The following is a 13,443-nucleotide window of genomic DNA, read 5'->3' on the forward strand; positions in this document are numbered from 1 at the left end:
ATCATAGATACCGTAAGGGATTTTATTCTTTATTTAAAACTTTGCAACAGAACCATTATCGTTACCATTTTCTTCTTCCTCCTGCTCTTCTATAAACTTCTTCTGCGCTTCAGATAACTCTCCTGTCGCAAAAGCCCCCCACTTCATCATTCCTCGGTCATGATAAGTTCTGATGGCTTCATATTCACTGTATGATCGGTCTACTGTCATATGCTTTCACCTCTTGCTGCAGCGTGTCCGCCTATCATTTTATGTCTCTCTAGTACTCTTGAGCCTGAAGCTAATGCACTTGCTTTTTGTATAGCAGTAAAGTCAAATTTCTCTCTGATCTCATCTACAGCTCTCTGCAGTGCTTCTTGTTTGCTCACTTCTTTATCATCTTCAAGCATGGTTTCAAAGAGTGTGAGTTGCCTTATATTCTCATCTGATAAGTTAAAGCCCCCTATCCCAATTTCTCGTACCGGTTCGCCCTGGTACTTTGAAGAGAATATTCTTAAGGCTTCATTTTGAATCACCAACGTGCTTTGTGTGGGGTCAATTATACAGGACACTTTAATTGATGGCGCATTGCTTTGATAAGAGTGTCTGACCCATAAAGAAAGTCCTCCTGCCAACTTCTTTCCCTTACGTAATCGAATGGCCAAGTGTTCTGCCATTTCCTTTATCACAAGCACGATCTCTTCTCTTCTTTCATAATCTCTAGGTAAAATCTGACTGTTACTGTAACTCTCAGATTTTTTTATGTGCCTGTCACGTACATTGGTTTCATCGATGCCGTTGGCATGAAAGAATTGCTGCAGTCCAACCACTCCCATTTTTCTTTTGATAAGTTGAGGGTTGGCGTTTGCTAGGTCTTTTATTGAATGAATTCCAAGCTTATTCAATGTCCGCTCTGTGGCCTTTCCTATCCCCCAAAAATCAGTCATATTAGGTATAGACCATATCTTTTCAGGCACATCTTCATAACGGATAAGGGCTCGCATATTCTTGTTGTGTTTCGCATAGTTGTCCATTGCAATCTTTGCCAACAATGGATTGTCACCCATCCCTACTGTAATATATAAGCCAGTACGTGCAAGAACTTCCCTCTGCAGCTTTTGAGCAAGTCTATCCATTTGCACATACTTATCTTTTATATCCGGGTAGAAAAGGTTCAGAGACTCTGTAACATCCATGAAGGATTCATCAATAGAATAAGAATGAATTTCCTCAAAGGAAGTGTAGCCTGACAGTATCTTTTGCATACGTATATTTTCTTCAATGTACAAGGCCATTTGAGGGGGAACAATATAGGTACGTTTCGCCCAACTCTCTATAAAAGCCACGTATTCGAGTGTTGGTTCTGTACGTTGTCCATGAATATCTGTATGCTTTTCATACCACTTTTGATAGTTAAACTTTCTTGACTCAATTAAAAAAGGCAAATCACGTGCTCGACTCACATTTGATTTACCGAATACTTCTTTAAATTTAGGACTTGATGCCAGGATAAGTCCGTATGAATTATCTGACCTACTCATAACACATAAAGAAGTTGTTAAGGGGTGTAACTTCCTTTGAACACATTCAATGGATGCATAGTTTGATTTGACATCTTCAAAGAAGATAGCCCTACGTGGCTCTTTATCATAATCAATCCTCATCTTTATCTACTCTACATCTGTGTGATTTTCCCTCCATAGAGGTCAGCTAAATAACTTGCGACTTCCTCTATCCAAGTCATGGCAAAGCTACTACTCCAAATAGGAACTGACAGATCGTCCTCTCTATTTTTATCTTTTTTGAAATTTAAATATTGTCCTTCTTCATTTATAACTGCAAATTTAATAGCGATTCCTCCTATCTGTCTTTTAATATTATTTATACGTTACTTCAGTATCTTCGTAAAAGAGTTTCATGAGGTTCTCTCCATCGTCTATCATCATTTTTACCTTTTGATTAAACTGTTCTTTAAAAAGGGGATGGACTTCCAGGAATTTCAGCATTGCTTCATGCGTTCTAGAAGTCAATGGAATTCCTTTTCTCGGCATTACTTTTTGCATTCTATAAAAGAGGTCTATATCAAGTATAAATTGAGCAATTGATATATCTCTAATAATCGGAGTAATTTGGTCGATTACTGTACGTTCACTTGATGATATTCGAAAATTTACTTTTCCTCTGCCTATAGTATAGAATAAGCCTGTGCTATCTGCTTTTTGAAATCGGTAGTAACCCTTCGATTCTTTCTCAATGAGTTTTAAAAGCAAAATTAATAGCCCTTTTGCATTCTGAAATTGTTTATCGCTTGAACATTTATTTTCCATTATCGATTTCCTCCACTCAAACTCTTTATTGAATATATCAATATTATATATCTATTTTTTATATTTTACAAGGAATAATATTGATAAGTTCAATATTATTTAATGTTGACCGAACACATAAGTATGTACACATACACACTTCTATATAAACACAAACATATAATGAACTATATTTTATGTTTAAACAAATATAAAAAACCACATACACTTATGTGTATGTGGTTAAACGTATAAATATATTGTTATACTTAAATATTTAAACTTGTTATTATATACATATAAATCAAGAACGCATGATTATATTTATACACAGTTAAGAGTATGTGTATGTGTGTATGTGATTACTCATTATACTCATCTATATATTTTTTGAAAATACGATTAGCTATTTCATTACGACTTTTTTTCTCTTTTTTTGCAATATCATCCAATCCTTTTAGAATTGATGGATAAACTAAAAGTTGAACTCTCTCACTTTTTGTCTCTGCTGCAGTTTGAGTTTCTGCTAATTTTCTTTCAAGTTCTTGAATTTTCTTCTCATAATCAATGTTATTTGTATCTTCTTTAGTCACAGTGCTATTTTCTTTTTTCTCTTCAAAATCACCTAAAAAAGCTAGAGCAGGATTATTAGTCGTAGTTTTTCCAAAATTCTTTTTTGTTGCCATTGTTATTATCCTTCCAAATATTCTTCAATAAATTTTCTAATATCATTCGTTACATTAGCATTGGGAGCATACTCAAATATACTTTTTTTCATAGCTTGAGCTTCAGCAAGTGCTACTGCATTTCTAATAGATTGGTTAAATATCTTTGTATCAAAAATACTAGTAAGTTCATCTAATTGTTCTCTAATTCCTTTACTCAGCAGCAAACGACTATCATAAAAACCAAGAAGAAAACCTGCAATTTTTAAATTCTTATTTGTATATTTCTGAACTGGTTTGATACTATTCGATAGTAAGCCAATTCCGTTTAAGCTATATGAATCAGCTTTAACAGGGATAATACAATCGTCTGAAGCAGTTAAAGCATTCATAATTATTGTAGGAGAAGCAGGAGGAGTATCCAAAATTATAAAATCATACTGATCTTCGATTTCCTTTAAAGCTTCAGCAAGACGATAAGGTTGGTCTGGTTTTCCTTGTAGTTCAAAGTCAATTTGCATCATGTCTGGAACTGAAGGTATAAAATCAATATTACCAACACTATAAATTGTATCTTTAATATTTTTCTTTTGCATAAATACATCATAAATACTATTTTCAATATTTAAGATACCGTCTGGCATAAGAGTATAAGTAGTGTTTTGTTGTTGGTCTAAATCTATTAATAATACTCTATAGCCTAACTCCGCAAGACCAGAAGCAGTAAATTGAGAGTCTGTACTTTTGGCAACCCCCCCTTTAAAATTTACAAATGATGTTGTTCTTGCCATTCTTTTCTCCTTTTATATTGTATATATATAATTATACACATAGTTATATGTGTTGTCAAGTGATGTGTATATTAATTTACACATATATCTTTACACACATATAACTATGTGTGTAAGCATATAAAAACTCCCTGTAATACAAAGGAGTTCCAAAATTTTTATATTCTTAAATAACTAAGAAGAAGTAGTTGAAGTTTTTTTAAGTTACCACTTTCCATTCCAAGGACCATCCATAGGGATTGTAGGTATCTCTGGTATTTTTAAATCCTGAATAATTTGATATTGCTCTTTAAAATAACTTAAATAAGCCCTGTATTCAGAGTATCTATTACCAAAAAGAACCGAAGGTTTTAAATTACTCAATACTTCTGTATTATCACGCCATTCAAAAGCTTTCATTTCTTCAACTTGCATAAGTTCTTCTACAGGTACACCATTCTCAAGAAGAGCTAGGATGGGCTTAATTAGGTTTCTGTCTTCAACATCAAAACATATACTTTCAGAATTTTTAGGTACAAGCTGATATATATTTTTTTCTGAGTTATATTCAAAACGTATGCTATGCAAATAATTTAAGTAACTTAAAACCATTCTTGCATCCTCAACAAAAGGACTTTTCTTCCCTTTAGGCGTACTTTTAACTGCTGAGCTAAGTTTACTTTTGTTGGCTAAGTCTGCGTTAAACGGTGTAAAAGTGAATTCAATTGAATGAATTTTTCTTCCAGAGAAATAATAAATATAATCAAGATTTTTTATAATTTGTTCTCCATCAGGAGTAGTTAATTCTTGAATTTCTTTAATTGCTTTATCTAAATATTTTTTTCGGTTTTTTCTTAAGTCAAATAACTCATTTTGATCACGATGAACCTCCTCTTCGGTCTTTAATATTTTGAGTACTTTCTTATCAAAATCATCAATTCGCATTTTAGTACCTTTAGGGAAACTTCTAAATTCACTAATATAGCGGTAAATTCTCTTAGAGTATTTTGATGGGAGGTTGTTATTGATTTCTCTATCATACTGAAGATGCTTAACTCTACTCCAGTCCTTAGAATTAATTAAATCATAAACATGAAGTGGTTCATCAATAATATTCCCTTGTGCATCAATCTGTTGAGGGCTTATCTCTGCATTTGATATTGTTAACTTGACTTCTCTCTTTGAACCATCAAAATCAATTACACTAAAAATATTTATAGTTTTCCAAGATTTAGGAGTACCATCATCATTAGTTTCTCGTACCTGGTAATAAGCGAAGTTTTTCAAAGCATCATGAAGGTGATACATAGCTTCTTGAAGTTTTTTTCCGTTATATAAGCTTCTCTTACCACTCTTCCTCTTAAACCATAATCCTCCCAATTCTGCTAATTCTTGGTATGTAAAGGTTACTGGTTCACCTTCCTTATACCTATCTCGAAGTTCTCCTAAGATAGCAAAAGTCATATTTTCACTGGTTGCGTTAATATCTTCAGTTGAAAACATTTCTGGTAGCTGACGGCTATATTTTATTTCTTGTCTAAATTTCTTATTTTCTTCTAGTTCGTCTAGTAAATCCATATTATTAGTTAGGCTCTCCTCTAAATCAAATAAAAACATACAGGCAATTCGCATTTAAAGTGTACCTGTAGGACCCCTTTTCATATTAATCGTAAAAAAAGTGCATTTTTTAGTGCATTATATAGATAAAAGTAAAAAAAATAGTTATTTCTAAATAAAATTTTCTCTAAAATACAACTTTTTTACGATTTAAAAGTTATTTTTTTCTAATATACACTTTTTTTACGGAGTTGTCTAGAAAAAAGTGCAACTTTTTTACGATTTAAAATACTTTTTGGGGCAAATACACTTTTTTTACGTTTGAATACAACTTTTTTACGGCATAAGCAACTTTTTTACGGACAAGTACAACTTTTTTACGACTAGGGTACAACTTTTTTACTCCCGTATGCAACTTTTTTACGACTAGGATACAACTTTTTTACTCTTGTATGCAACTTTTTTACGACTGTATACAACCTTTTTACGACTGTATGCAACTTTTTTACGATTAAAACCCTTATAAATCGCATGGTTGAGCCTTAAAAATCGCCCTTAACTGTAACTGTAACTGTAACTTATATAATATAACTATAACTTATTATTCTTAATTGGAGTAACTGATATATTTCTCAAAAAAAAGTTAAAAGGAGCTTTTGCTCCATTTTTTTATTTTTCTATTGGTGTAAAATGATCCACAACTTTTCCAATAATTCTAGGACTATCACTTAATGGAATATATTTATCGGGAAATAGTAAATTACCATAATCATCAGCTGAATCATTTAAAGAATGTAGCACTAGATAATCGTCAATTACTCTAACTGATTTTATATATGCTTGACCCCGTTCTACATCATCAACTGCGCATATTTGACCAGGGAAATCATAACAAGTTTGATATTTGATTAGTGCAACTTCTCCATAATGAAAATCGGGTTCCATTGAGTCCCCTTTTATCCAGATAGCACGATCATAATCTACTTCTTTATCCCAATAAACAATTTGTTTGCTATCAAGAGAAGTATAGCCCTCTCCATTACCTGCAGATAAAGCATTTTCCTCTTCCACCTCATAAGGAATTAAAGGGGTATTAATTTGAATAATTTTTCTTTCTTCATTTTGTTCTTGTAGCTTGCTTTTAGCAAAATTCAAAGTTTCTAATTGTCTTGGTTCAGACAACTTTTCCATAATTTCAACTATCTCAGAAGAGGAACGAATGTCTGTTTCTCCAAGAAGATAGCTTACAGTAACATTAAAGATTGAAGCTAACATTTCTAGTTTTGCAGCTCTAGGCTTGCCTTCCCCAGTCTCATACTTTCTATATGCGCCTTGTGAAGATAAATTTATTTTTTCAGCTAATTCTTTTTGAGTATATCCAAACTCTAATCGAAGTTTCTTCAGTCTTTCAGAGAATTCCATTATTTAAATCCCTCCTTTCTTTATTTACCTCTTGACAAATAACTCTTTAAGAGTTATTATATATTTACAGGTAAATAAAGAGACTATCTTTTGAAAAGTATAGAAAAAATACCTCAGTCCACACTCGACGAATGTCTGAGTAAACTAAGGTATGTCTCTTAATTTCTCACTTGATACGTTGAAAAACTATTTAAGCAGAAAACCTAAAAATAATCATCGTATAATAGTGCCTGATGCACCCTATCAAATGAAATAATAAGCAATGTAAGATATTGCCATTATAACATTTCTACAAGGGGAAAGCAAAGGCTTTATTTAGCATGGAGTTTTTCCTAATTCCATGTGGGCGTTAGTGTTTAACGCTCTTTTTTGCGGATCTAGGTGTGTAAATTCCTGAGGTGAATAGAGAATTTACATAGTAAAGATTCAAATCCTTTTATCCGCTTTTTGTGGCTTTTGTCTCCGTGGGCAAGCAGTCACATTTTCTGCCTTGTATAATAGTGGTTATATCTCTCCACGAAAACCCTTTTGAAGAGAGAGTGGGTTCAACTCCTGCCAAGGCAATTAAAATCCAATATTCATTTTATAAAGCATTCTGAGCTTTATAGAAATTGTTTAATTCAAAAGGGGGAATTGAGGATGAATATAAAATCAAAAGATTTTGTTATAATGCCAAGGCATTTGAGAAAATTTAATGGTTCAACAATTGAAATGTTTGGAGACCAAAAAGGACAATTAGTCTATCCTTATGTAATGGTTTCTCGAAATGGGAAAAAATACCCAATTTCAATTGAAAACAGGAAAAATTTTAAGCTCATTCATAAAGTCTACAAAGATAGAAAAGTAGTTGCTGAAAGAGTGCATCGTAAATCTGATTTGCGTTCGACAGGAAAAGGATAGGAAATAAAAATATGGGATTAGACATCACAGCATATAGAAATATCAAAGAAGTTCCTGAGAATGAAGTTAATCGTGACGAATTTGGAGACGTGGATTATAGTAACGTTCAAGTGGTCGTTTATAAAAATATTTTAGATTCACAAAACATTCACTTTCCTCATCGAGCAGATGAATTAAAAGGTGGGGAATATTTCACAAATGATTGGCGAATAGACAGTATATCTGCATCACGAAGTTATGGTACTTACAATAAGTGGAGAGATGAGTTGTATAAAATAAGTGAAGATTTCTATGACCTTTGGGAATTTCCAGACAACGAAGGTTATTTTGGAGCAACAGAATCGGAAAAATTATTTCAAGCATTTAAGAAACACTACGAGGAAGGAAAAAAGTCTGATTTATATTGTTTCTTTTTAGAAGCCTTTGATTTCGCAAGGCAGAATGGAATAGTTGTATTTCATTAACATTTAGAAAAGAGTAAATTAAAATGATATTCGGTTTAACACCAAAAACATTTTTAACCATTTTTGTTATGTTCCTGCTCGGATGCTTCTTAATCGCAGAGATAATTTGGTTGAATGGACAGAGACAACTGGATAAAGTTTATAAAAAATCTGGACTTAAAAGACCTCTTTATAGTTTTGATGTTTTACTAATAATCATTCTTATTATTTTACAATTCTTCGTTTTATATCTTTATTTAAGCACTAGATCGACATTACCCTAAACATTGATTAATATATTTTAGAGAAGTAGGTTACCTTCTGCAAAGAAGTAGAGGTTCGATTCCTCATTTCTCAATATACCCTCTGCGTGAAAGCTGAAGCACAAGACTGTTGAAGCGTATGGTAACTGTCCTTTACAATTGAATACATGGGCTGGATGTAAGAAATCCAGTTTTCGGATTGGGTAGACTTCTTGAGTGGAGAGTAAAATGCCTGTCCGCCCCTCTATCAGCGTAGCTACTAAAGGGAGTGTTTTATAGTCTGGAACGTGAGGACTTGTCCTGTAAAACACATCATTTACACTATGGGTGGCTCATTACCCTAAAATGAGAAGAGAACAGAGAAAAAGGGAAGTTAAAAACTTATGTGAGACCCTTTCGACTGAGGTAAGATAAACTTTACCAAGACTGTCTACCGTAAATGATGGGGAATGGAACCACCTGCCTGCAAGGTATGGGTATGCTACAATAAAGGTCGGCGACGCTGTAAAAGTACCTTTGAGTTTGGGGTCAACTAAATACCCTGCGACTAATTTTATTAACGTCCGATGGACGACCAAAAATATAATGAAAAGATAATTGATAATTTATGACTATAAAATTTGAAAAATAGTCTAAGTAAAAAGGGGATAAATTAATTGGGACATCAAAAATAGAATAGACTTATGTAGGGAAAAATGGATCACATAGTGTGGTCTTTTTTTTATAAATAATATTAGGAAAAGAAATAATGACAAAAAAAATTGATAAGCAAAACAAACAAAAAATGAACGGTTTAATTGATATAAAAAAACACTTTGCAACAAGCAATTGTCCGATATATGATGTGGTACTTTACAGCAATTTTAAGGATTATCCGTATGTAGGTGTACTTTACTCAAAAATTAAATACCATGATGTCATGCTGCTACTAGAACAAGGTAATTTTAAACCAACCCCTTTAAGTGAGGTGTTATTCTATAAAAGATTTCAAGAAGGATAGATATCTCAAAACGTATAGAGAGGTTAATTATGATATTAGAACACCTGATGAGTAAGATTAAATACTTTGTTGTATGTCCACTATTTATGTGTGATGTAGAAGAAATGGACTTTGAAATTTAAGGAGCAGCGTATCAATGGAAGATGAATTGATAAGTCTAAAAAGAACGTTGCGTAGAAAGAAGATAGAAAAATTTAAACTCCAAGCGAAAGTCCAAAATTATTATAAGCATCTTGTAAAAGAAGAAAATTATAATCAGACTTCTAGCTTGTGGAAGTTCTTACTTTTTAAGCCGAGGCCTGTACCGATACCATTTTCGGAACTAGAACAATTAGAAGTGCTTCACGATCAAATACGGATAATAAAATTTAAAATTAAAGATTTAGAGAGAGAAAAAAATAAAAAGTAGCATAAAGAGTTGACGACGTCGTTTCTTTATGCTAATATATAACTGTAGGAGGGAGATGTCATTTGGGTATATTAATTATAATAGGCGATGTCATCTTAATGCTTACTTCTAATCTTGTATTTTTTGAAGCAATTAACTTTGCTAACATAACTCATAAGCAAAACATTATCTTAAAATTTTTTATGGCGGTTCTTTCACTGCTGTATAATATGACTTTGCTAATTTTTGTTTAAGAAAAAAGAATGAGGTGTACTATGAACAGAAAGAGTGGTGTAGATGTTGGTGGTGTGACCGTTTTAGTTTTATGGTTGAGTACGTTTCTTTTTGGAGGGATACTGTTTTTACTCTATTGGTTAGGCAAGGGTATATTTAATGTCTTAGCTTGGGTGTTTATGTTCCCTGGAACAAAATATTCAGGAGATGTGCCAAAACGCTCGCAGGTTGTTTATGAAACAATCGAAGAAGAAGTTGACGAACCTCAAAATGTTCAGGAGGAAAACAAAACACGTTTATCTCCTCAAGAAGTCGCCTATATTCTCGGTCAAGTCACAAAAGGATACAACGATCCGAACAAAATTGATAAAAACGTGAAAGCAATCCTAAAAGAAGGAGAAAATAAATGAATGTTGAAAAAAACGAAGTATTAAGAGTTCTAATTGAAAATAAATCAAAAAAATTTGCTTTAAGATTTTACTCAGCCCAAGCCGTACATGGGGAACAATTTGAAGATTTAGTTACTTTTGAGACAATAATCCCAAGAGGAACAATGGTGGCTACCTACACACATCTTCCAGAAATAAAAATGCCGGTTGATAAAATCATTCGGGAAGAATGGGAAAATATTGCCTATATCAAAATGGAAGACGAAGTAATTTGTGAAAGAAGCCAATATGGCGCTCAAATGAGCCGTATAAGCCCTAAAGCGTTTGAACAACCCCAATATGAGGAAGCAGTAGAAAAGGAGCTTACAGCGCAAGCTAGAGGGCGAGAAATTGTTCTCTCAGAAGATACAGAGGCAATGGCAAGCTCTATCATGAAAGGCTATGCAAAATATTATAAAGACTATCGCAAAGAAGTTGAGGAAGAAAGAGGTCATGTATGAATAATAAAGATATTAAATTACCTGAAAAAATAACACAAGCTATTGAAAAAATTGTTACAGCAAGTTATCCTACTCCTCCTTTTGAAATCATATATTCAATTGAGTTGAATACCAGAGTAGAAGGATTTCCAGAACATCTTGCAGATTGTTCTGAGGAATTAGCAGAAATTAATAAATTTCGTACGCCTCATTTTCCAGAACTAGTAGATGAACAAGCTCTGCTAGAGGTTCTAAAGGAGATGCAGATACGAGAAAAATTGATTTTTGAAGCTGTAGATCAATCAGTATCGACTAAATTGAAAAGCGATGAGGCTTTAGAACAAATGTCTAAAGTAATATTAGAAATGAATCAATCATAATAGTTGGTATTGTCTACAAAATGATATTTATCTCAGTCGTTCTATCTCCTCTTTTAATATGATAAAATTGAATCGAGGATAAAACTATGCCAAGAAAATCAAAGTATGAATCACATATCGCACCTTATCTTGAGGAAATAAAAGACTGGCGTGCAGAACGCTTATCCATTGCATCGATTGCAAAGAAGTTGTCTATTGGACTCGAAACTTTAAATAGAGCAAGAGCTATACATCCTGAGCTTGAAGAAGCGCTTAAAGCTCCTGAATTATCGGAAAAAGAATTATTTGAGCGAGGAAGAAAAGAACGCTTAAATCGGGCAAAGTACTATAATTCAACGTTGTCGTTTATTCGAAATCATGCGACAGAAGAAGAGCGGTATAAAATACTTGAACTTATACTTCAAAAGACGGTTAAGGATGAGGAAAGAGAAGCTGTTCAGCAACTCATAAATAGCTCGTTCAACAATAAAAAAAACTTCGAGAGTAAAGTTGAGTTTTGTGAAAAAAATAACTAAATATAAAATTTATGAAGTTAGTTATGATAAAATAAATTGAAATAGTTTTTAGGAAGGGAGTTATTCGTGTATTCAAGGAGATTAACTCAGAAAATAGAAGTAGAAGATGATAATGAAAATAGAGGTATATTAAAATATTTTAGTATTTTTATGGGAAGTCTAGGTTTGTTAGCGTTGTTAAGCATTTTACTTATTCAATTCTTTCTAACTTTTGATCCATCCACTCCTACAATATTTACAAAAAATAACCCAATAGTTATTCTAATAACAGGTTTAATTTTTACTGGAGTTCAGTTTTTACTTTATAAAATAATAAATATTTTAAAAATACCAACAAAAAAGTTACATCAGTACCTATTAGGTTTCACTTTATTTATTGGTATTCTAGTGACTGTAATTTTTGCATCTCCTCCTTATTCTGATGTTTGGAGTGTCATTAATGGCTTTTCAATCGATAATTGGATAACAGTACCTTACACTAATTATTATCCTAATAATATGGGTTTAGCATTGTTGTATCAGTTTATATTTAAAGTTTTAGGAAGACAAGCATGGACTATTATGTATGGAGTAAATATTGCTTCTGTAATTGGGATGTTCTATGTTATACCTAAGCTGACATTAAAGTTAGGCGATGAGAAGTCTGAAAGGATCTGCATACAATTTCTTTTCTTTGCTCTTCCATTCTCATTTATGACTACTTATCTTTATAATGATTTAATCAGTTTATTCCTTGCACTACAGTCTACTTACTTTCTTATTGAGTTTATGAAATCTGAAAAAATTAAAAACGGTAAGATAATTTTATCAGGGATTCTTTTAGGTTTAGCTTATATTTTAAAAACTAATTCAATTATTTTTGCAATTGGAATATTCATATATATCGTTTTATATATTATTAAAAATAGAAAAATCACGTATAAATCGTTTTTATCTTTCCTACCTATTATAATTTTGGTTTTTATGAAAATTTTCTTTCAGCTTTCAATACCATCTTTAGTCACAGATTATAGAAAAGAAGAGGCCCAGCCTGCTATTTCTTGGATTGCAATGGCAATTGCAGATGAACATTCTATGAAGGGATATAAATTTAAAAAACCAGGAATGTTCAATGATTTTGAAAGCTGGACTTTTGCAGAATATAAAAAGGATAATAAAAACTCTACAAAACATGATTTTATAAAAGATAAAGATTCTCGAAAAAATATTTATTCAAATTTTATAAAGGCAAGAATATTGGATATGGGGAAACATCCTAAAGAAGCATTAAAATTTTATGCTCAAAAAGAAGTTGCTTCTTGGGGAGATGCTTCATTTGGGAGTGAGAAGCTTTTAAAGGAGAGTTACGATAACCAAAAGGACATTTATAATTCTTTACCTTTTGAAAATATTGCTAAAATTCAAGGTATCCAGTCTACATCAGCTAAACAATATATTAATAACAGAGAAAAATTTCAGAGTTCAGCTGCAATTAAGAGTATAGATAATAAATTCTTCTTAAAATCTATAGAGAGACCATTTATAATACTAATATTCATGGGTGCTATGATCTATATTGTGAAAAAATTTAAGAACTTTTCATTGGAGGACTTGCTCCTTCTTACGATTTTTATAGGTGGATTTATGTTCCATGAATTTATTTGGGAAACTCAACCTCGATATCTACTAGCGTATTTTACTCTATTAATTCCATTTTCTGCTATTGGAATTAATCAGTTGCTATCTATTAAAAAAAGGACAAGCTAATATGCTC

At 32.2% G+C, this 13,443-nt stretch carries 16 protein-coding genes; 9 read left to right on the forward strand and 7 right to left on the reverse strand.

Going from position 1 to position 13,443, the window contains the following annotated elements; genetic code table 11:
• Positions 1–33: 33 nt before the first annotated feature.
• From VNN39_RS09960 to VNN39_RS09990, 7 genes are all read right to left on the reverse strand, one after another.
• The gene (locus VNN39_RS09960) at positions 34–210 is read right to left on the reverse strand and encodes a hypothetical protein (protein ID WP_338998234.1); all 177 of its coding nucleotides are present in this window, start codon (positions 208–210) and stop codon (positions 34–36) included.
• Positions 207–1,643, reverse strand: coding sequence for a Y-family DNA polymerase (locus VNN39_RS09965; protein WP_338998236.1), 1,437 nt, complete (start codon positions 1,641–1,643; stop codon positions 207–209). Before VNN39_RS09965 ends, VNN39_RS09960 begins: the two co-directional genes overlap by 4 nt.
• A gap of 213 nt (positions 1,644–1,856) precedes the next feature.
• The gene (locus VNN39_RS09970; RefSeq protein ID WP_338998238.1) at positions 1,857–2,306 is read right to left on the reverse strand and encodes a hypothetical protein; all 450 of its coding nucleotides are present in this window, start codon (positions 2,304–2,306) and stop codon (positions 1,857–1,859) included.
• A 341-nt stretch (positions 2,307–2,647) separates the two neighbouring features.
• On the reverse strand, positions 2,648–2,971 hold the full coding sequence (locus VNN39_RS09975; protein WP_338998239.1) for a hypothetical protein: 324 nt from the start codon (positions 2,969–2,971) through the stop codon (positions 2,648–2,650).
• Positions 2,972–2,976: 5 nt separating this feature from the next.
• On the reverse strand, positions 2,977–3,741 hold the full coding sequence (locus tag VNN39_RS09980; RefSeq protein ID WP_270265450.1) for a ParA family protein: 765 nt from the start codon (positions 3,739–3,741) through the stop codon (positions 2,977–2,979).
• Positions 3,742–3,945: 204 nt separating this feature from the next.
• A complete protein-coding gene (locus VNN39_RS09985) occupies positions 3,946–5,337 on the reverse strand; it encodes a replication initiation protein (protein ID WP_339007313.1) in 1,392 nt (463 codons plus the stop codon).
• 609 nt (positions 5,338–5,946) lie between these two features.
• Positions 5,947–6,699, reverse strand: coding sequence for an XRE family transcriptional regulator (locus VNN39_RS09990; protein WP_338998245.1), 753 nt, complete (start codon positions 6,697–6,699; stop codon positions 5,947–5,949).
• 639 nt (positions 6,700–7,338) lie between these two features.
• On the opposite strand from VNN39_RS09990, the gene VNN39_RS09995 reads away from it, so the two are divergent.
• The 9 genes from VNN39_RS09995 (at position 7,339) to VNN39_RS10035 (ending at position 13,436) form a co-directional block, all read left to right on the forward strand.
• Positions 7,339–7,599 carry a hypothetical protein gene (locus VNN39_RS09995; protein ID WP_338998247.1) on the forward strand — a complete coding sequence of 87 codons (261 nt, stop codon included), beginning with the start codon at positions 7,339–7,341 and terminating at the stop codon, positions 7,597–7,599.
• Between the two features lie 11 nt (positions 7,600–7,610).
• Positions 7,611–8,063 carry a hypothetical protein gene (locus VNN39_RS10000; RefSeq protein WP_338998248.1) on the forward strand — a complete coding sequence of 151 codons (453 nt, stop codon included), beginning with the start codon at positions 7,611–7,613 and terminating at the stop codon, positions 8,061–8,063.
• 990 nt (positions 8,064–9,053) lie between these two features.
• Complete coding sequence (locus VNN39_RS10005) at positions 9,054–9,305, forward strand: hypothetical protein (protein WP_338998150.1); 252 nt, start codon at positions 9,054–9,056, stop codon at positions 9,303–9,305.
• 136 nt (positions 9,306–9,441) lie between these two features.
• Entirely contained in the window at positions 9,442–9,714 is a 273-nt protein-coding gene (locus tag VNN39_RS10010) for a hypothetical protein (protein ID WP_338998152.1), read from the forward strand.
• A 254-nt stretch (positions 9,715–9,968) separates the two neighbouring features.
• Positions 9,969–10,337, forward strand: a complete 369-nt coding sequence (locus VNN39_RS10015) for a hypothetical protein (protein WP_338998154.1) — start codon at positions 9,969–9,971, stop codon at positions 10,335–10,337.
• Positions 10,334–10,816 carry a hypothetical protein gene (locus VNN39_RS10020; protein ID WP_338998156.1) on the forward strand — a complete coding sequence of 161 codons (483 nt, stop codon included), beginning with the start codon at positions 10,334–10,336 and terminating at the stop codon, positions 10,814–10,816. The genes VNN39_RS10015 and VNN39_RS10020 overlap by 4 nt, the downstream gene beginning before the upstream one ends.
• Complete coding sequence (locus VNN39_RS10025) at positions 10,813–11,175, forward strand: hypothetical protein (RefSeq protein WP_338998158.1); 363 nt, start codon at positions 10,813–10,815, stop codon at positions 11,173–11,175. The genes VNN39_RS10020 and VNN39_RS10025 overlap by 4 nt, the downstream gene beginning before the upstream one ends.
• A gap of 86 nt (positions 11,176–11,261) precedes the next feature.
• Positions 11,262–11,690 carry a hypothetical protein gene (locus tag VNN39_RS10030; protein ID WP_338998159.1) on the forward strand — a complete coding sequence of 143 codons (429 nt, stop codon included), beginning with the start codon at positions 11,262–11,264 and terminating at the stop codon, positions 11,688–11,690.
• Positions 11,691–11,756: 66 nt separating this feature from the next.
• Positions 11,757–13,436, forward strand: coding sequence for a glycosyltransferase family 39 protein (locus VNN39_RS10035; RefSeq protein WP_338998161.1), 1,680 nt, complete (start codon positions 11,757–11,759; stop codon positions 13,434–13,436).
• The last annotated feature ends 7 nt before the right edge of the window (positions 13,437–13,443 follow it).

The organism is Lactococcus formosensis (genome assembly GCF_037892375.1).
In the GTDB taxonomy this organism is placed as follows: domain Bacteria; phylum Bacillota; class Bacilli; order Lactobacillales; family Streptococcaceae; genus Lactococcus; species Lactococcus formosensis.